The sequence below is a fragment of the Paenibacillus sp. EKM10P genome (assembly GCF_011800655.1).
Classification (GTDB): Bacteria; Bacillota; Bacilli; order Paenibacillales; family Paenibacillaceae; genus Paenibacillus; species Paenibacillus polymyxa.
The window spans coordinates 723,667-743,660 of sequence record NZ_JAALET010000001.1 but is presented as its reverse complement, the minus strand read 5'-3'; the positions used below and the strand labels follow the sequence as shown (position 1 = coordinate 743,660).

General features: G+C 37.7%; 21 protein-coding genes and 2 pseudogenes. 3 read left to right on the top strand and 20 right to left on the bottom strand.

The genetic code is table 11. The features are described 5' to 3' along the window. Positions 1-138: 138 nt before the first annotated feature. The 3 genes and pseudogenes from HFE01_RS03365 to HFE01_RS03355 form a co-directional block, all read right to left on the bottom strand. Positions 139-435: a recombinase family protein gene (locus tag HFE01_RS03365; protein WP_243208129.1), complete on the bottom strand. Its 297-nt coding sequence runs from the start codon at positions 433-435 to the stop codon at positions 139-141. Between the two features lie 171 nt (positions 436-606). Next, on the bottom strand, positions 607-1,878 hold the full coding sequence (locus HFE01_RS03360; protein WP_181955911.1) for a flagellin N-terminal helical domain-containing protein: 1,272 nt from the start codon (positions 1,876-1,878) through the stop codon (positions 607-609). 63 nt (positions 1,879-1,941) lie between these two features. Next, positions 1,942-2,606: pseudogene (locus HFE01_RS03355) on the bottom strand (restriction endonuclease). Between the two features lie 275 nt (positions 2,607-2,881). Here HFE01_RS03355 and HFE01_RS27170 point away from each other — a divergent pair. The 3 genes from HFE01_RS27170 to HFE01_RS03345 all read left to right on the top strand — a co-directional run bounded on the left by HFE01_RS27170 (position 2,882) and on the right by HFE01_RS03345 (position 4,218). After that, positions 2,882-3,229: a hypothetical protein gene (locus tag HFE01_RS27170; protein ID WP_243208128.1), complete on the top strand. Its 348-nt coding sequence runs from the start codon at positions 2,882-2,884 to the stop codon at positions 3,227-3,229. 41 nt (positions 3,230-3,270) lie between these two features. Then, positions 3,271-3,606, top strand: a complete 336-nt coding sequence (locus HFE01_RS27165) for a hypothetical protein (RefSeq protein ID WP_243208127.1) — start codon at positions 3,271-3,273, stop codon at positions 3,604-3,606. 294 nt (positions 3,607-3,900) lie between these two features. Then, positions 3,901-4,218, top strand: a complete 318-nt coding sequence (locus tag HFE01_RS03345; RefSeq protein WP_107735297.1) for a hypothetical protein — start codon at positions 3,901-3,903, stop codon at positions 4,216-4,218. 818 nt (positions 4,219-5,036) lie between these two features. Here the strand turns inward: HFE01_RS03345 and HFE01_RS03340 are convergent. The 17 genes and pseudogenes from HFE01_RS03340 to HFE01_RS03270 all read right to left on the bottom strand — a co-directional run bounded on the left by HFE01_RS03340 (position 5,037) and on the right by HFE01_RS03270 (position 19,954). Next, on the bottom strand, positions 5,037-5,543 hold the full coding sequence (locus HFE01_RS03340) for a PdaC/SigV domain-containing protein (protein ID WP_107735299.1): 507 nt from the start codon (positions 5,541-5,543) through the stop codon (positions 5,037-5,039). A gap of 946 nt (positions 5,544-6,489) precedes the next feature. After that, on the bottom strand, positions 6,490-6,804 hold the full coding sequence (locus tag HFE01_RS03335) for a hypothetical protein (RefSeq protein WP_243208126.1): 315 nt from the start codon (positions 6,802-6,804) through the stop codon (positions 6,490-6,492). 817 nt (positions 6,805-7,621) lie between these two features. Continuing rightward, a complete protein-coding gene (locus HFE01_RS03325) occupies positions 7,622-8,170 on the bottom strand; it encodes an RNA 2'-phosphotransferase (protein ID WP_103042340.1) in 549 nt (182 codons plus the stop codon). A 666-nt stretch (positions 8,171-8,836) separates the two neighbouring features. Further along, on the bottom strand, positions 8,837-8,962 hold the full coding sequence (locus HFE01_RS27520; RefSeq protein WP_257126825.1) for a hypothetical protein: 126 nt from the start codon (positions 8,960-8,962) through the stop codon (positions 8,837-8,839). Positions 8,963-9,091: 129 nt separating this feature from the next. Then, positions 9,092-9,871 carry a hypothetical protein gene (locus HFE01_RS03320; protein ID WP_243208125.1) on the bottom strand — a complete coding sequence of 260 codons (780 nt, stop codon included), beginning with the start codon at positions 9,869-9,871 and terminating at the stop codon, positions 9,092-9,094. A 718-nt stretch (positions 9,872-10,589) separates the two neighbouring features. Then, complete coding sequence (locus tag HFE01_RS27160; RefSeq protein WP_243208124.1) at positions 10,590-10,865, bottom strand: hypothetical protein; 276 nt, start codon at positions 10,863-10,865, stop codon at positions 10,590-10,592. Next, positions 10,855-11,076: a hypothetical protein gene (locus HFE01_RS27155; RefSeq protein WP_243208123.1), complete on the bottom strand. Its 222-nt coding sequence runs from the start codon at positions 11,074-11,076 to the stop codon at positions 10,855-10,857. The genes HFE01_RS27160 and HFE01_RS27155 overlap by 11 nt, the downstream gene beginning before the upstream one ends. 222 nt (positions 11,077-11,298) lie before the next feature. Further along, the gene (locus tag HFE01_RS03310; protein ID WP_107735301.1) at positions 11,299-11,628 is read right to left on the bottom strand and encodes a hypothetical protein; all 330 of its coding nucleotides are present in this window, start codon (positions 11,626-11,628) and stop codon (positions 11,299-11,301) included. Between the two features lie 238 nt (positions 11,629-11,866). Beyond that, positions 11,867-12,109 (bottom strand): DUF1871 family protein, encoded by a 243-nt coding sequence (locus HFE01_RS03305; protein WP_025364491.1) that lies wholly within the window; start codon positions 12,107-12,109, stop codon positions 11,867-11,869. A 341-nt stretch (positions 12,110-12,450) separates the two neighbouring features. Further along, positions 12,451-13,275: pseudogene (locus HFE01_RS03300) on the bottom strand (WXG100 family type VII secretion target); the annotation flags it as partial. Positions 13,276-13,568: 293 nt separating this feature from the next. Beyond that, positions 13,569-14,945 (bottom strand): helix-turn-helix domain-containing protein, encoded by a 1,377-nt coding sequence (locus HFE01_RS03295; protein ID WP_107733898.1) that lies wholly within the window; start codon positions 14,943-14,945, stop codon positions 13,569-13,571. 232 nt (positions 14,946-15,177) lie between these two features. After that, on the bottom strand, positions 15,178-15,303 hold the full coding sequence (locus tag HFE01_RS27515) for a hypothetical protein (protein ID WP_258196274.1): 126 nt from the start codon (positions 15,301-15,303) through the stop codon (positions 15,178-15,180). Beyond that, a complete protein-coding gene (locus tag HFE01_RS03290) occupies positions 15,293-16,624 on the bottom strand; it encodes a helix-turn-helix domain-containing protein (RefSeq protein ID WP_016820450.1) in 1,332 nt (443 codons plus the stop codon). The genes HFE01_RS27515 and HFE01_RS03290 overlap by 11 nt, the downstream gene beginning before the upstream one ends. A gap of 223 nt (positions 16,625-16,847) precedes the next feature. Next, positions 16,848-17,303 carry a GNAT family N-acetyltransferase gene (locus HFE01_RS03285; protein ID WP_107733899.1) on the bottom strand — a complete coding sequence of 152 codons (456 nt, stop codon included), beginning with the start codon at positions 17,301-17,303 and terminating at the stop codon, positions 16,848-16,850. Positions 17,304-17,397: 94 nt separating this feature from the next. Then, entirely contained in the window at positions 17,398-18,072 is a 675-nt protein-coding gene (locus tag HFE01_RS03280) for a VOC family protein (protein WP_107733900.1), read from the bottom strand. A 45-nt stretch (positions 18,073-18,117) separates the two neighbouring features. After that, positions 18,118-18,642, bottom strand: coding sequence for a hypothetical protein (locus tag HFE01_RS03275; protein ID WP_107733901.1), 525 nt, complete (start codon positions 18,640-18,642; stop codon positions 18,118-18,120). Between the two features lie 136 nt (positions 18,643-18,778). Further along, entirely contained in the window at positions 18,779-19,954 is a 1,176-nt protein-coding gene (locus tag HFE01_RS03270; protein ID WP_107733902.1) for an MFS transporter, read from the bottom strand. Positions 19,955-19,994: the final 40 nt, after the last annotated feature.

The following is a 19,994-nucleotide window of genomic DNA, read 5'->3' as shown; positions in this document are numbered from 1 at the left end:
TTTTATCCTACTTGTTTCTGTAGCTCATATTCCTTTACCCTACGATAAAATGCGTTAGGCTTCATTTCTGTACGCTTCATTGCTTCAACTGCTGTTATGCTGCCTTCCATTCCTCATATACTGCAATGAAGTCATCACTTATTGCCTGTTTACCACACCATTATTTCTTGCTGCTGCTATACCTTCAGATTGTCTACCGTCTATCTTCTCACGTTCACGTTCTGCCATGTAGCTGAGTAATTCAAGCACGGTACCTGATATAACTTTCTCCAAGCCATTATGATATTGTCTAGTGTCAAGAATTGGCATATCAAGAATTACGATGTGTGCGCCTATCTCATGCGTTATTTCTTGCCATTCACGATTGATTTCCTCTGCATTCCGTCCAAGTCTGTCTAGTTCCTTGATGAACAGAATGTCGCCTTTTCTAAGCACAGTGATTCAGGCAAAGAGAGCATTTCAAACATTTTACTGGGTGATGTTTCCCTTAATACCGCTGTTTAACGTGTAGGTCATTGTGTGAAGCTGGTTTTGATTCATTTATCATTCGTCACCTCCAATCGTGGGAAACATGCAACATAGCATAAAATCATTATAACTAACAATTTAAGACTTGAGCATTTGCAACATACTCTCTGGCTTTATATTAGCCTGTGATAGAATTGCCTGTGATGTCTGAAGCATAATCTGATTTTTAGCCAATTGAGTCATTTGTTTAGCAATGTCGGCATCACGAATGCGAGATTCCGCAGAAATAAGATTCTCCGTATAGTTGTTGATATTGTTAATTGCATGCTCCAAGCGATTTTGGTAGGCTCCTAATTTAGAACGTTCTGATAATACTCTATTAGTAGCCTTATCAATATCTTCTACAGTAATTGAAGGGATCACTTTGTAGTTATCGAATGAACCCTCTGAAAAAGCTGTAAACACTCCTGTATATCCTTCAACCATACTTGAGTTAACAGAGTAACCTTTTATGTCACCTATCCCTTCAACCGAGAAGGTATAATAGTCTCCAACAACTGAAGCGGAAAGCTTATAAGTCTTTCCTACATTCGCTGCTTCTGCCCCTACTAGTCCGATATTTCTGTATACTCCATTCACTCTTTCGCCTAAGTATATCCCACCATACTGACTATACCAACCAAACACCTGATTGTTAAAGTCCTCACCCTTTATAATAATTCCTACATTACCGTCTTTATCAGCAGATGTAAATTCTGCATCTACAGTTATCGTCATTTCATTATCCTTAATTACTTGAGACAATATTGTTTTGTCTCCTATGCCTAATGTTCCTTGTCTAAGTCCTCCATTCTTGACACTCCACCGCCCAGCATCAGGAAACCATTGTGAGAACTTATTATGATCGTCAAAGTTTTCTTTATAGTATAAGCCGAGATCCATGTTATTTATTGTAATTGGAATATTATCATCAGCGTATACATTCCTAGAGAACGAGCCATCAAACAAATTAATCCCATTGAACTCAGTATTGCTGGTTATACCATCAATATGATCAAGCAATTCAACCATCTCATTAAGGATATTCTCTTTATCACTATTTTGTAGTATCCCATTTTGCTTCTGAATAATTAGTTCACTGATTCTATGCAAAGAATCATTAACACTTGCCAAGGCTCCATCTGCTGTTTGTAGGAGAGAGATACCATCTTGAGCATTACGTGAAGATTGATGTAATCCACGAATCTGCGCTCTCATGCTCTCTGATATTGCTAAACCAGCCGCATCGTCAGACGCACGATTAATACGTAGTCCTGATGATAACTTCTTCATCGTTTTATTGACAAAACCTGTACGCTTTTTTAAGTTGTTACTTGCAACTGTCGCCACAATGTTCGTATTGATAATCATATGTTCTCCCGTAATTCTCTGTCTTCATAAGATTTTTAAGTACATTATATTCTTTCAGTAAAATCATCGTTTTACTACAGGAGTCTCCAGTATCTTGTTACCTGAAGCAATAAACTTTTCAGCCTTGCGATCCTTTTTAATCACTTTACTGTTATTCCTGTAATCATCCCATGAATCCAAACTCAAGTAAGGCTCTGCTTCAATAATATCTTTTACCTTGCTGTGCTGTTGTTCTTTGAATAGCTCAATCATTTAATTAAATCGTTGCGATCCAGTAGCTTTACTCCATTATAACTGGCTAACTGTTCACACGAAGTTGTGTATTTGCTCGAAGTAATAACAATAGATTTCTTAGCTCTATAAAATCGCATAGAGCTATACACTTCCTGGACTGCACTCAAACCCACAGGCATGCTTAATGCATACCGTTTAGCCTGAATGACATTGCGGTATCCTTCTCTATCCGTAAATACCAAATCTGTTCCAAAATCTCTACTATCTTGTGTTTTATACGCATCATCATAGCCTAAACACAGGAACAACCTGAACAGATACATTTCAAAGTCTTTGCCATCTTCCATACGATCTATTTCGTTAATTCCAATTTTATACAGATTAATATCCTGTGTTACTTTATACGATTCCTGAACTCTAGGCTTTTTAAATAAGCGTAGCAATACCAAAGCAATCAATACAACAATGACACATACTATCACAAATATAGACAACAATGTTCCTCCTTAGCCACTCGAAATCCTTTTCACACTTGCCTATAATACAACAAAAAGGGACAATATCCCATAATTTTTAGGGAGGTAAAGTCGGATTCATAGGAATATATATTATTTCCATCATAAAGCAATAAGGAAGATTAATTATTTTTCTATATCTATTCTTGGTATTTAATTTCCAATACTTTCGCATTAGAAATATAGTATAAATGGACTGTTATTCTCTTTTTAGGTTAACTATGGATATATAAAATAAGTATACTATCTATATCTTGAAAAAGGAGGAAGAGAGTGAAGAAATTAGCCAAAAAATTCTCAAGTCTACTTCTGGTTGGATTCTAGTAATGATGATTCCGTATCAGCAAAACCAGCCGTCGAAGGGTGAGATTGTACAGGCCTACCGTGTAACTGACAATGGGTTAGTTGAACTCAGCCAAGATGAATTGCAAGCTTATAAAGCTCAGGAAGAAGAGGCAAACAAGAGCGCACAATTAGAATTAGATAAAGATTCTAGCCAAAAAAATTCACAAAATAACGGCCCTATTACACCAAATGCAATTAACGAATACGATACGAACAATCTACATTCAAATCTCTGCTGTACCTATGGTTTCTCTTAGAAAACGTGTTTCCCCATATGTATATAACCGTACTCAAGATAATGCTACAAGAGCAATTTCCTCTTCTACAAGTCAACACATGGCAAGCAAATATTAGTCTTTCATATGAGCACAAAAATGCTGTTACGGGAACTTTAGGAGGTGGCTGGTCTAAAAACACTACTTTTTCTGATACAACAACCACTACTATAAGACCTAATTATATGAGTTGGGCTGAATTTACGCCTATTATGCATAAATCTTTCGGTTATTTGAAAGAATATTATTCATTGAATGGTTCAGTGAGAACAAATAAATACACTGAGATATACATCGCAAGAGAGGTTAGTGGTCGTACTGACGGTATCTTAACCGTTAAAACCGCCCCTATCAATTAATTCAAAGGAGGTTATCCCTAGAAAGGGGTCAGTGATCATGCAACCCTCTTCACATTCTGCAAAATAGTCAAATTATTGGATAGTCTTGCTTTTACCTAACCCAAATTATTTTGGTTTTCCTCCTTTGAGGAATAATGGTTTTCCTTTCTCCTTGATCTATAGCAATTTAAAAATTAATAGTTAGTTCACATAATATTCATCCAATAAAAAACTTTTTATTCCATACATTGTTTGCATTTGGATAAATATTCTATATTATAGAGTTGTATTCCAAATAAGAAAGGATGATGTAAGGTGAAAAAGAAGCTTATAATTGGTCTGTTAACTGTCGTTGCGTGCTTCACCCTTGGTTCTACATCTTTTGCAGCTAGTACTACTACACCAACCTCAAATAATAACTCAACGGAAAGTGTACAAGCAGTTCCCTATGCTTCGAAATATGTTACAGTACAACAAATTTTACCTAAATCTCAATACCCTACTCTCGGGGATATTCCTACTACTTTGAATTACGCAGAAAACGAATATTTTGGTGTTTTGCAGTTACTTTCAATGGATCGTCAAACAGGCTACACTTGGACAGTCACCTATGGAGGATTTATTTCTAATTAATTGAAGGAAATACACCTTTCAGGTTTTTGTTGAATCAGAAAGCTGTATTTTCATTTCCTTAAATCCTTATCTTCTACCATGTCTCGTAGCTTAGGGATGACCGTTGAAAGCTTTATATAGTTATATTGATGCTGTTTGGTGATGCCTAATTCATGTGCAATGTCTGCTTAAGCCTTATTTGCTTAGGTGAAATTTTTTCCTTTAGCTTTTAAGAAGTCATGACTGCATCCTCTTCGCTCAACAATTCATTGAGATCTGCCGATGGCTCTCGTCATTCTACTTCAATGATGGCTAATATTTGTGGTTATTTAGGTACCGGTTTAGGGGAGTTTCGATATATTAGAAGAGACAGGAGAATAAAACTACATTCCACTAAATTTAACCACATAGACATTGTAAAGAGCCTAGACAGTAATCATCTAGGCTTGTTTGTTGTAAATCCTGTTCTATATTTCAATCGTAACACCATAACCGCTTGATCCTTCCCTTCTACTTTCATGTAATAAGAGCCACCATTTTTATAAATTAATACATCAGGCCTATAAGAATATGCATAATGGTAATGGTAATATTCCTGTTTCCATATCTGTCCATTCGCCAATTCATAAATATTTCCATCGTCAAGTCCTTTGAAATCATCATCTATCTTCGACTGAATTACATGTGGGTACGATATAGTTGATTATTGTATATGGAACCGGGATGTCTACGATGCCATCAGCAATGAACCAACTTGATAAGGATCAAATCTTACAACTATCCCTTTATCACTAAAGTAAAAGCCAGTTTTTACTGGATCAAAGGGATAGTTAGTAATACTAACTAACTTCATTTACAGATAACAAATTTTTTCTTTGTTTTTCAGACAGTACATATGAGATGTATGTCCGTGTATTTATTAATTTCGTTTTATTGTTAATGACATCTTTAAGATAGAGTCTATTACCTGTACTTAAATCATAATTGAATGTATCGATGCCTTGCACGTCATGTGCACCACCATAGTATTTACTATATTCAAACACGCCAGAGAGTTTGCCGTTACTATTATAAGCAGTTTTAACACTTGTTCTGTACCAACCCTCTTTACTGGTCTTTTTAATTGTAACGGATGAAGCAGCAGCATTGACAGCATATTGTTTCAATGCTTGATTTATCTTGTTAGCTACTGTTTGATTAATCCCACTTATTCTTATATAAGGCTGACCTTTGTATACAGCTTGTTCAATTTTAGCCTTACTTGAAGCTGCTTGAATGCTCGTAACAGGGCTTAGGGTATAAACAATCAAAATGATTAAAGTCAATATCCCAACAAACCTTTTCATCTTATCTCTCCATTCACACTAATACATTATTTTAAGACGTGTATTATTATATCGTTACGTTTAATGCTTTGAACAGTCATATTAAATAAAGCAACTCTACATCGCATTGATCAGGTAGATTAAAAAAGGACTTCCTATTTAGGAATTCTCTTTGTTTGTGTATTTGTGAAATTATATTGTGTCGGCTATTTCGCAGTCACGCCAAAATTGGCGGTACCCTTACAGATAACAACTCAATGGCGATTTACCTATTAGCTATCCCTGAAATTTGAGGGACAGGTACAAGATGTATCGTTGTTAATCTCACTATGTAACAAGGGGGAACGAAATTTAGTTCCATATGCAAAGGATTTCGAATATCGCGTTTCACGATAATTGAGTTTAGCTTTCATCCTTTCGATTCAGAAGGTTAGAATTACGATATGGAAATTCACCATGTCTGGATTGGCAACGCATGTCCACAATGGACACGAGTCCAACTATAGCGTTACACGGTGTCACGCTATTTTCAGAACGCAAAGTTGGCTGTGAAGAATGTATGTAAACTTGCTTCGGGATTCCCCGAACGTGGAAAGCTTTCCACATCCTTTACAACTATATAGGCAGTCCAATTTTGTATTCTCCTCATTTAAGTTAGTAGCCTAATACTGAAATTATTTAAGTATTAGTAATGGCAACAGTTAAGGCACCAATAAGGTTCCACGAAATTTTCGTAGAATCTTCTCAATGACACATTTGGATACAAAAAATCCAGCCACCGTCATATAGGGGCAACTGGATGGTAAAATTGATGTTTTATATGGAGTACTGAAGATAATGTAGAATAATTCAACTTTATTTGAAGAAGAAATAATCCAGCAAAATAAAGATTTTTAGTGAGTAACAAGTTCAACAAATATGTACGATTAAAACCTCCTCACAAGGAGGCTTTATACAGTTTTAAATATTAATAAGTAACCCATCCTGCATAAGTGACTGTCCAAGTGTAACCTGTTTGTCCATCGACTGAACTCAGCGTTAATGTTCCACGATATGGATCTACGTTATAACTAGCGGTTGTTGGAATGTCTCCAAGGGTAGGGAACTGAGATTTTGGTAAAACTATTTGCCAAGTAATATATTTAGTAGCAGCAGGAGCTACTGCACTTTCTGTTAATACATTGCTCGAATTTGATGTTACTGCTGTTGCAGCAAAAGATGTTGATCCAAGAGTGAAACACGCTACAACAGTCAACAGGCCAACTAAAAGTTTCTTTTTCATCTCTATCATCCTCTCATATTTGGGATACACGTTTATCATAGTGATTTTTTTACCATAAGTAAACAATATATTGAAATAAATGTTAATAACGGCGAATATAATGTGAACAGCTCGTTAAATTTAAAATATATCATGTGTTAAATTGATACTTCGCATGAACTTGGAATGAACATATGTTGTCCTTTGTACGCTTTCACACTTGCTTTAAGGTTGTTATTCGGGTTATGAATATGAAAGTCTCAAAGCCCCCGGAACTTTCACCTACGTTGGTTAACAATCTCCTTTGAGCAGACCTCACAGGAGTATGATGCACAGTTACATGCTTGCCCCCCCAAGAGGTCACAAATGCGGTCACAAAATTCAGTCATTTATAAGATTTTAATAGAATGAATCAGTACAGATCAGTAAATTGAAAATTGCTATGAAGGCTTGTCCCGTTTGACATTATGGCTTAAACAGCGAAAAATTTTACTATCCCAAATTCGGTACATCTTAGACGCACCACACATGATGTAACCACGGGAGTTGGAGTCGTCAACAGCGTTGTTTTAGGCAGTTTGACCTCGACTCCGATAAATGTATGTATGCTCACCCACTTGAATGGGTTCCATGTGTATCACGGTTATTACATGCACCTCCTCTTTGTTCACCCGGGTTATTTTATGCGGCATTTGCAGGCGGGTGTGGACACCCGTAGATACATTCAAAATTTTAGGACGGATCATGTATGTACAGCAAAACAGGCAATATCAAAAAGACTAGACAAAATCATTCCATCTAGTCTCTATGATCATCGTTAATGTTCTGGAGTTATGCTTTATTCAAGCTTCTTTAAATACTGTGGTGGCACCAAATCGGCAAGCCAAACACCATGGTTGGCTTTATAAAACTTCACTTGATTAGCTAATGCCTTTGCTGTGTCTACTTCGAGAATCACCAGTTCCCCACGTCTTTTGCCTGCTAAAATTGCAAACTCAAGGGATTCAGACAGATGTACATACTTTCTGCCCATTGGCTTAATTCCTTCAGCGAAAATGTTATGAATTACCTTTGTGTTTGTACCATGATAGAGGATCGTTGGTGGAATAGCTTCCTTATAATTCAATCTGCCTGCACTGTGCCCGTAATTAGCTCTTATGTACCCATTAACCATCTCATATCTTTGTTTTGGACAATGGCTTACTACTTGCTCGATATCCGACTCACTTACATGAGACCATCTGTTCTCTGATCTTATTCCTTGAATCAGGTCTTGAATGTCACAATAACCCTCATGGTCTAGCTCAAGACCAAACTGTTCTGGTGTATGCCTCAGAATCTTACTCATAAATTTACTAAGGCTCTCTTCTTGTTTTGATGTTAGCATTGTATACCTTTAATAAAATATTTGTCTATCTATAATAACCTATCCAATGATACATAGCGCCTTGTGAAGTAAAGCCCCAAACCTCCGATAAGGAAAGATGTAGCACCAATTAAAAAACCTCTTAGACTGTATCTGTTATAAGCCTCCAATATTTTTGCAAGTCCCAGCCCACAATGAAAATAACTGAAAATACCTCTTATCAAATCCATGATAAAAAATTTCCGATTCTTAAATCCCTCCTCTCTCTAATAGTTGTCCGATGAAAATAAAGATTTAGACTGGGTTTGTTGCTCCTAAGCTGATTCTGAATTGCTAAATCGTCAGACTTGGAATAATAAGTTTTAGACTGACCCAAATATAAAACCAGCGGCAGTCAAGGACCTGAAAATAAAGTCCTAGACTGCCGCTGGTTTATTGAACTAACGTTCTCTGTTAGCGTAATAAGTGGTGTAAAATTATTTCATGCGATAAGACTGGCTGTTTTGATAAATTTTATTTGATACAAGATGAGGTTCTTGTCATCCGCCGTACCGATCCAGCTAGTCGCGCTGCCACGCCTCGAAGGACTTGCCACTTATACTCTGCAGCGGCTTGCCACTAGGGAGCGAGAACATGCCACCCCCGTTGATATCTACAACCGTTTCGGTGCTACCGATCGGCTTGTCGTCAGTAAGAAATACCGAGGTCGATAAATTCTCCCTGAATCGCTAGGCTTCCAATCGCCTTAAATCGTTCCACCTCTATGGTTTTGCCGAAATAATTGGCTGGATCAACGTCTTCCATCAGTTCCATTCGACCATATCTGGCGTACGGGTCAGCACTTTCCGATGCGACTGTCGAGAATCCTCTCTATCGCTGGATATTCCTCGAATCTTCGTTCGATGAAACGTTGAATAACCGCCCCGTAAAGGGGCGGTTTTCTTATGCTTGCATGAATGCTTCTAACGGCTCCAGAGTCGAGAACGTCTTCTTTGCATCCTTCTTCCGTTGTTCATCATAGAGTTTGGTCAACTCTACGAATGATTCAGCTTTAATCTTCGTATAACTCGATTTGGTGTATCTGTTTATGTACGTCTTTTGCCCTTCCTCTTCAACCCACTCGTAAACGACGTCATATTTGCCCCTCAGATTCTTCAAATGAAGTGCCCGGCGCAACACTGCATAGTGTTCTTCAATGGCTTCATCGCATTCTTCCATAATCTTCTCGTATGCGCAGCCAACTCGCATCAGAATCTCTGATGCCCGTTCATCGCCGTATCTCGCGAGAAATTCCTTCAACGAAACCAGCGCATATAGCGTTATTTGTTCCTTGTCATTCGGATTCTTATATTCATAACAGCCTACAACCAAATTGCGGTCGGTCATTTCCTCCTTACTGAATTGCATCTTGAACAAATACTCGAGTGTCTTCTGCTTCATAACGGTTTCCAACATCTGTTCTTTATCAATCTTGATGCCCGTTGTCACCCACGGAAACGGTAGTTGGCCGTTACTTTCACGCGATAAGCTACCCCTAATATTTAAAATCGGTAGACCCGTAGCAATTGCGTACGACCTATTATATCCTTTGCCCACGAATATTTCCTGTTCTTCTCGCATGTGTCCTACCCCTCCTTTTAGTACCAAGTTCCATTCGGCGCGTAGTGCCTCCAGTTGTCTGCGAAGTGAATCTCCGCTCGATTCTAGCGAATTGCGATCCAAATTATCCTCCGCATTTTCCAGTAATTTCTTGGTTAAGCTATAGTTCTCCGTTCGTATTATGAGCTGTGACCTACGCTTACGGGCTTTGCCACTTCACTTCCGCTCTTCCAATCCCGCTCTGTCCATTGTCAGGCAACACTTTTATTTCCATATCTCCAGGCACTTCATGAATCTCCGTTACAATCGGTTCAGACGAACCGAGGAATAAGATCCTATAGTAAACTATTGCATATCCATAAAACTACCACTTTTTTGTGTTGGTCTCCTATTAGTTCGTCACCGCTGCTTTTCATTAACCCGCGAAGATACTTCTGGGATAAATTGTATCATATGAGAACCATAAGTCCATCTAATGGTTGCGTTGTCCTGCCCGTCTGCTAACGCCGGCTGCCAGTCTACAACTTTATTTTTCACGGTCTAATGCTTTGTTTTTCAGTCTAACACTTTATTTTCACAGAACAATAGTCTCATTAGACTATTTTGTTCTTCCCATAATTTTAAGAATGTATCATACTTCATAACATTCACGCACCTTCTGTATACTTTACCCATATCGCTAAGTTAGTAGCCTGACTGAAGACTCTCCTGTTTAAACCCGCCTCTTAATTCTTAGGTGCATGCAAATTATCTTCTTTATCAGATAAATTACTATGAAAAAACTTGCTCCCATTTTATTGTTAAAGGAGCAAGCTTATAGATATTCATTAATCGTTGTGAATTATATTGATTTAGGATTTTTATAGCACCAGTTTGGATCATAGGGCAGAGATCTGAACTTCTGCATATCTTCCCAACTGTAGACCCAATCGTAATCAGGAATCCAAAAATAGTCAGTAGGATTTAGCTTGAAATATTCATATATAAATCGAGAAATCAGTTCTTCAACACCATAAACATCTTCAATACATCCTACTTGATACAAAGACAAGCTTGAATCTAATCCACTAATATTCTCATCATGTTCATAATTAATTTCGTAATTATCAATTCTCAATATAGAATATAAACTGCTGGTTGTTTTCAGTACCCAGTGGGTTATAGGATATATTTAGAGTTGTTGAAAAAAACTGTTCATTTTTATATTTTTTATCATTCTCAAAATATAATCCAGCATCTGAATGAAAGGCAGCTACGATTGCATCTCCTAGTAATTTCTCAGGTGTATATTTTTCTCGTTCTATTAAAATAAAAGCCGAACTCCCCATCACTTAACCACTTTCTTAATTCCTCCAAGGAATTTACAACAGTTACTCCTAGTTTCTTGATATTATCTAATTTTTCTATATTGCTTTGAGATAGATTGCCCAAAGGCTTATCAATATAAAGTATAACTTTCTTCTGTTCTGCATTAAAATAAAACTTATCAGTCGTAATAGTCATGAACATCCTCAATTCAATGAAAAATACTCAATTGAGGATGGTCTAAGCTATTCATTTTTCCAGATAATAGACCCATCTGAAGATGTAATCATGCTAGGGGGGGCGTCATGGAGAGAAATTTCAATAAAGGAGCTTTTTCCTTTTTGTAACCATTTATATATGCTTCCTTCATCGTTAATCGGTTTAGATACTATCTTTTTAACTTCAACAATCGCTGCATCATATTCAATGAACTCATTATCATCTTCATCTAAATCATTGTTTGTTTCATAGATGGTGTCCCTAGTACCAACAATTTTTAATCTATTTCCCCAATGAAAAGTTAATTCTTCTTTTGGCACTGAAATAATTGCTTTAATTAAGGAATCATATCCCATATCCTTCTCCTTGGTTTAAGGCTCTTCTCGTCTTTGAATTCAATGGTACCGCTAGTGTTTCGCTATAAATTAACCATTATCCCAATTCCTTATTTCCCTATCCAGGCACAACCATCTTATCATGGATGATATTATTGTTTGCTGTATTCAAAAACTCGTGTCCTTTATTTTTGATTGACCAATTATGCAAAAAAAGACTACTTTATTTTATTGTTAAGGGAGAAAGCTCAAAAATAAATTATTTTGTAACATTAATTATCTTTTCAGCGATTAACCGACATTCTTCAATACTTTTATCGAATTCCTTTTTAAAAGATTGAACGAATACCGAATGAATCTGCTCTGCTAATTCTTCAACAGAGTTTGTTTCCTTACTTTTTTCATGGATTCTACGTATTTCTGAATAATATTCATCTTCTAATAGAGGATATATTTCGACGGGGTTCCATTCATTAATCATTTGTACGATATCATCGTTCATTTCTATACACTCCTACTCTCCAAATAACGATTTTGATAGTGCTTTATATGCATCATCATACTTACTCTTAGGAATAACTGTAACAAGTGTCCCATCGTTAGCAACTACAGCAGCACCTTCTTTTGAAAAAAACAAATGCTTACTACCATTATTCTGGGAAAGGGTCTTCCCATTCTCCATCCAAGAATCTGCCATTTCTTTGGTTACGCCTCGCTCCTGCATTCTTTCTAAAGCATGATTAGAAGAATTAGACCAATCTATTTGTGTCCCCGGATTTTCAGCTAATGTCCCTGACTTGCCAAAAGTGTCACCAATCTGTGCAGTTTCACCGTTTCCTTGTGTATGAGGTACACTTTCTGCCTTAGCTCCCGAAGAAGGGGTAGATTTTGATGAGTCTCCACCTTCTCCTTTCACCATCTGCCACAATTCGGCTGTTTTTTCTCCTATTCCACTTGCACCTTTAAATGCGGTGGTACTTCCATGCGCTGCCAAAGCTGCAGATCCAATTAATCCTGGTACTCCAACGATACTTCCAACTCCTGTAGATGAAACAGCAACTGATAATCCTTCTCCACCTAGTCCAGCTACTACCTCACCGGCGCCCTGCAATGTCGTAGCTACGTGACCGAGAATTTCGCCTACTTTAGCTGCCATAGGATGATCATAATCCCGTTCTTTATCAGGCATATCCCTAAGGTTAAATCTTCCTGAATAGCACCTTTTGCTCCCTGTGCAGTATCCCAGAAAATTTCTCCTTGTAGCTTGCTAGCTTCCAGTTGGGCTTCGGCCTTGGTGATCTCCGCTTTTCCAATCTGTTCAAAAATTTTATGTAACCAACCTTCACCGCTGGATGCTGTTTTGATAGGTACACCATCCCCTGGCACATCTAATACGACTTTTTCCCCGTCTACCTGTGTGAAGTTATTTGAAATAAAGATGAGTTCTTGTGCAACCGTAGAAAGTCGTTCAAGCGTTACACTCATGGATTGTCGAGAAACCTGAAATTCCTGAAAAAATCTTTCTCGGGTAGCTCCAGACCAGCCTTGTTGGACAAAATCAATTCGTCCACTCAGAAAATTCAGCATACGATCCATTTCATACTTTCCGTGTAAGAGCTGATCAGCCACTTCCATCAATTTGTCAGGTGGAACTAAAATTCTCCCCATTCTACCACGCCCACTTTAATTTTGATGGAAATAATCCTATCAGAAGGGGTGATTTAGGAAAATCCATCTACTATCCTGTTATTTCCTTTTAATCCATATGACGTTCGAACTGAAATAAACAATTCTATTATGTCTTAAGTATCACACTCCCTTGTTATAAGTTATTTGAATCAATGAGCAGCACTGTTAGCTTTCAAATCTCGAACAACCATACCCTGTAACTCAGGAATCAATGTCAGGTGTAGTTTTGAATTTAAAAGCATTTTATTTGCAATTGGAATGGTGGGATCAGCTTATTCTTCATCTTCATTAACTGCTTTAATCAGTTCTCCATAGACTGCCTTCGTGTTAGCAGATGCATGTTCTTTAAAATGTGTAAACAACCTCATACATCTGATTGCTTGTATTCTATTATTAGCTTCAGCAGACTTTTCCAAACAGCTGAACAAAAATGTGAATCCTTCCGAAAACCTCCCCTTACGCAAAAGATAGATCGCCAATTCCCTTGAGAAATGAGTGTATCGCTCTGTTGTGAATCGTTGAGTATACAATCCTTCAACTTTTTTCTGCTCCAGAAAGGAGATGATTTCTTCTTCGAATTGATTTAAAATATTATCTACATCAAAATGGTATCGGTTAGCTGCCTCAAGAATATTATCAAGTGCGGGAAGAATCTCATCTTTTCTTGAAGAAATATAAGCTACATAATCAGGTAGAACGCTCTTATCACCAGAAAGAAGCTTATTTAAGTACGTATTTACTACCGCCCAGTCTTCATACTTTTTTTTCCATTTCAAAGTAGTTTCATCAGTAGCATTGACCCAACTCAAATCGGAATAAGCATAAGTGTGCTGAAGTGCTTGCTCATAGTCTTTCCTTCCTTCACAAGCTTCTGCCCGAAGCAAATGCGAGAATGCCCAATACGCAAACAAAGGAAATTTGGGTTTCTTCGAATTGTCTTTATTCATATGATGCCGTTTTTTTTGTTCCAAATTGTATTGAATCTTAGCCTTATCTCCAAGTGCTTTAGCGAATAATTCTAATTTGTCCCATTTTCGTAACGAGCGGTATGTATTCGCCAAGTCTTTTAATGCCTCTAACTGATCTATCTCATCTAACCGTTCAACGTAAGGTTCAAATTGAACTGCTGCATCATAGTTTTTCTCTTGATCGTCTCCAATACGAATTGTAAACAATCGATATTGGCAAACGGCCAATCGTTCTGAATATTGATACTTTTCCCCTTCTGCCACATTTTCATAAAGGAATGCCGCTGCTTCAGTAAAACCTTTTTTATAAGAATCCTCGGCTACTTCAAAAAGTGAAGGAAGATAAATAGGATTATCTAGCAACATACCTACAACTCTTCGCAAGCAATCAAGTCGCCCTAACTCCACACAACGGTACAAAAAAGGACTAATCCTTCGCCAGTTGAGCGGTTCTTCTTCAATACATTCATCAATATAACGTTCATAAAAATAATCCGGTGGTAAATTCATTCCCATAGTGATGCGATCTAGCTGGTGAACAGAAATAGATCGGTTGCCCGTCACAATGCCGCTAACTGTACCTACATTCAAATCAATCATGTGACCAAACTCGGTCATGGTTAAACTTTTCCGTATCAGATAGGTTTGAACTTCTGCTCTAATCGTAGGTATGATCTCCATAGATAAACCACCCTTTCAACGTAAACTCGGCATACAATACATAATACATTTTTGCACTTTTTACATATATTTCTCAAAAGGAGATTTTCTCATATTGCTTATATACCGCAAAACACGCAATAAAAAGGCTAGACGGATAACTCCATCTAACCTGTTCCCTTATCCATTTGGTTTATACTCTGTACCTTTTAAGTGCTTTAAATATCATGCATCTTTTTCCTGTTAAGAATGATTACATTTCGCCATGGTGACTCGGTTGATAGCCATATTCTTGATCATGAAAAAGTAAAGGGGCAGTAACTATCGCTACTAACATAAAGCTGGTTGCTAAAAAGGTCAGAATTATTTTACGCTTCATCTTGATCCACCTCATTAATCAAATTTCTGTAAGCTGTCTTCGTCTCAAATGATGAATGCTCTTGATAAGACTCAAAAAGCCTCATACATTTAATTATATATGATTTATTATTGATTAATGTAGATTTTTCCAAACAACTTAATAAAAATTTAAAACCATCAGAGAATCTTCCTTTAGTCAAAAAGTAGACTGATAATTCCTTAGAAAAATGTATAAAACGCTCTGTTATGAATCTTTGAGTATAAAAGCCTTCGATTTTTTGTTGTTCTAAATAAGATGAAATGTCCTCCTTGAATTGCTCTAAAATATCATCTACATCAAATTGGTATCGATTAGCCGCCTCCAGGATATTATCAAGTGCGGGAAGAACCTCATCTTTCCTTGAAGAAATATAAGCTACATACTCGGGAAGTACGCTCTCTTCGCCTGAAAGAAGCTTATTTACATAAGTATTTACTACCGCCCAATCCTCATATTTATTTTTCCATTTCAATGTTTCTTCATCTGTATCCAAAACCCAGCTTAAATCTGCATATTTTTTGATATGATGAAGTCCCTTTTCATAGTCTTTCCTCTCGTCATATGCTTGTGCACGAAGTAAATGAGAAAAAGCCCAATAAGCAAACAGAGGAAAGCTTGGTTTCTTTGCATTTTCTTTTTTGGATGGATGGCGTTCTTGCTCCAGTTTATATTGAATTTTTGCCTTGTCTCCCAGAGCTTTAGCGAATAATTCTACTTTGTCCCATTTTCGTAACGAACGGTATGTATTCGCCAGATCTTTTAATGCATCTAACTGTTCTATCTCATCTAGTCGATCAACGTATATTTCAAATTGAACGGCTGCTTCATAGTTTTTCTCTTGATTATCTCCTTGCCTAGTATGGAACAAACGGTACTGACACATAGCCAGACGTTCCGAATATTGCTTTTTTTCACTTATAGCCACATTTTCATAAAGTATGGTTGCCGCTTGATACATTTTTTCATGAAATAATTCTTCGGCAAGCTCAAATAAAGATTCTGAATAGCCTAACTTATCCATCAATAAATTAACCACATCATGAATGCAGTCCAATTTATTGAGTCTCGCACAATTATGTATAAAAGGACTCATTCGACGCCAATTCGGATTAGCCTCTGCTAAATACTCAGACACGTAGCGTTCATAGTAATAACCAACGGGATAGCCCATCGCTTGTGTAATTCGGTCTAACTGATCGACTGAAAGTGTGCGGTTCCCATTAATAATACTGCTCATGGTGCCCGGATTCATTTCGGCTGCTCTAGCTAAATCACTTAGGATTAAATCATGATCTCTCATATGTTTTGCTATCTCTGTGAGTATCGTGGTTGTTGTGTTGTACAAAGTAACCACCCCTTGTCAGGAACTTAGTAGGATATCAGCTCATTAAAAAAGGACTATTGCAATCCAATGATTGTATAGCCTTTCCGCAATTCATTGTACCATCTTTTGGAACAATATCATATACCTTTCAGAACCTTACTTAAGATACCTTTGAAGGGTTTGCAAAGAAAATTAAGCTCTACAAATCCTGAGACATACGAATCATATCTCTACACTGTATGCCATTCTCATAAATTTCTTCTACATAGTTATGTCTGACAAAGAAATCTAGATCTACACCTACAATTCTGAAACCACATTTTTGGTAGAGAGCTAACTGTCCAATGCTAGAGTTTCCTGTACCAATTTCTAATGTTTTATAGCCTTGTATCCGGGCTGTTTCAATCGCATGTGTCATTAATTGTCTGCCAATCCCCTTACCATGCATGACTTCCGATACTGCAATATTCACCACCTCAATTGTTTCAGGTCTTGTAGGTAAAAGAACATAGACTCCCACAATTTGATGGTCAATTTCTGCTACATAACACTGCCCTCTTTTCAAATATTCCTCAACAAGTTGGCGCGAAGGATCAGCTAGTAACAAGAGCTCTAACGGATAATTTTCATTTGAATTTAGCAATCTAATATTCATCTATTCTCTCCTATATGTATGGTAATCCCCGGATTTTCCTCTTATTGATCTATTCTAGAAATCCAGGGTGGTGGCGATGAGATGAAGCCTTAACTCAGGTTGATCTCAATTCATACGACCCATTATGAAGCGAAAGACGGGCAGAGCATATACCTTCAAACAAGACACGGATGCTGAACACGGTCGGAAGCCTATCATCAGGAAACCAGGGACGTTGCTTGTCTGTAACAATAAAGGAACCTTCCACATCCCCTAGCGGTACAAATTTCTGTCCAGCCCCTCCCCATGAATTAAGTTGGAACGTTTCGGTAATTATTCTAGAACCCTCTGGGACATCATCGACCGGAAGACCAATCTCGCTTATACGAAGTATCGAGTGAGATCCGAAAGCTTCAGCGACTGCATTATCAAGTGTATGGTGAGCAATGAATTCAACGAGGTTTTGATCCGGATCATAGAAGTAAAACGCGGTTGCATTCCAGTTTTCGAAAAAAAACTCATCTTCTTGGTGCCTTGAAATCAACGAAATTCCTCGGTTGATAGCCCACTGTTTGGCTTCTATAAATTTATTTGTTGGAATCGTAAAGGCAATATGGTAAAATTCATTTTCCATATGGGAGGATTCCTGAAAAGCAAGCACCGATTCACCTACTTGAAACGACAACCGCGAAGGTCCCTCCTCTACAACCTGCAAATCCAGGAGAGAACCGTAAAAAATCTTCATCGCTTCGAAGCTGTGTGTACCTAAGAACACTTCTTTTAATTTCAAAGCAATCGTCCTCCTCAAATGTAAAAGATAAGCCCATAACATTGGTTATTGGCTATCTTTTAATTCGCTCAAAAGTTTGGCATTCACATCCAACGATTTAAACCGATGTAATATATCCTGTTCATCCAGAGCTTTACTTTTCGCCATTTCGAAATAAAGCTTGGGCTGATCCCGAAATGCCCGTGCACTCCCAATCGAGTATGCTTTCTTGAGATATTCATGAGCTAATAGGGGCTTGCACTGAAGAAGAAGCGTTTCCGCCATTAAAATGTAAGGCTCTGCATGTATAATTCGGTACCCTGAACCTTCCAAATCTAAAATTTCGTCATTTAAAAGCTCTACTGATCGCTCCATATGACTGTTATAGTTGAGTATTTGAACATACTGATGCAAGGTTACACCTGTAATGCCCCATGTATGCTTTGGCTCAGGGATTAGATCCCAAGCCTTCTGTGCCTTTTCCTCGGCCATACCGCTATCTATGGGGAGTGTAAGAGTTGCTTCCTCTCCAAGAGCCCAAATCACTTCTTCCAATTGAGCCTCCAGATCGTGATACATTCGAATATCCATCAGATTCCTCCCCATAAATAATGTAATTTCAACACATAGAGATGTCTACTCCTTCATTACGATTAACGAAAGCGCTTAATTAAGGATACCACTCCCCAGATAAGCAACGCCAAGATCCCGTTTGCCTCTCCATATTTTAACGCACGTTGACTTCCGTTGCATTTGATTTGAACATTTTTATTTTTATGATAATCAATAAAAATGCTAGCAGTGCAAACATCATTCCGCTCCAGATGAGCTGGTGTATTCCCAAGTGAGAGATAAACCACCCACCCATAGCAGCCCCTATCGTAATACCGAGATTAGAAAATGAGACAAATAGGCTATTACCGAACTCTGGAGCTTCTTTCGCTTCAGTGGTTAACCATGCTTGGCTAATAATTAGCCCTCCGGAATGTACAGCTCCCCAAATGAGCACAACCACAATCATCGGTAGGAAAGAAGTACCCAGAGCATAAGTGAGTACGTAAATGACCATATATAGCAACGGGAACGTGATGACAGTCTTTGTCAGATTTTTATGTAGTAATCCCCCAAATAAAAAGTTCCCAAAAATCATAACGATTCCAAAGACCATCAGCATCATACTGATCCATGACCCGTTCATACGGGTTATTTCTCCAAGATATTCAGCAAAATAGCTATACACTGAAAACATAGCTGCAAAGATAAAAATAACTGACATAATATTGAACCATAATTGAGGCTTGCGTAATACACTTAGCTGTTTGCCATAAGACATTTTTTCCTGAACAGGTAGAGAAGGAAGCCATATGAGGATTCCTACAAATGCAATCATGCTTACGACAGCTCCAAACCAGAAAGCAGCTTCTAACGCTATTTTCTCAGCAAGATAAGAAGTCAAGGGTACGCCAAAAGCAAATCCCACCGTGATTCCGGCGAAAACCTTGGTGACGGCTTTACTGCTCTTTTCAGGGGGAACAAGATTAGATGCGGTCACGAGGGCAACTGAAAAAAAGACAGGATGAAATATTGCAGGAAGAACACGAAAAATGAGCATGACCTCAAAATGAGTAGTATAGGCATAGACAAGATTTGAAATAACAAAACTGAATACTGATATTAATAGAATAACTTTACGATTCATGCCAGAAACGAGTAAGGTCAAAAACGGTCCTGAAATCGCAACAACGAAAGAAAATATACTGACGAGCCAACCAGCTTGGGAAGCTGATATATTGAATTTTTGAGTGACTTGGGGAAGAACGCCTATAATCCCCATTTCCGTTGTAATAATGCCGAACACGCCCAAAGCTAGAATGATAATAAGTAACGGGTTAACCTTTTTCATATTTAAGTATAAGCCTCCAATTAATTATATATATAGATTT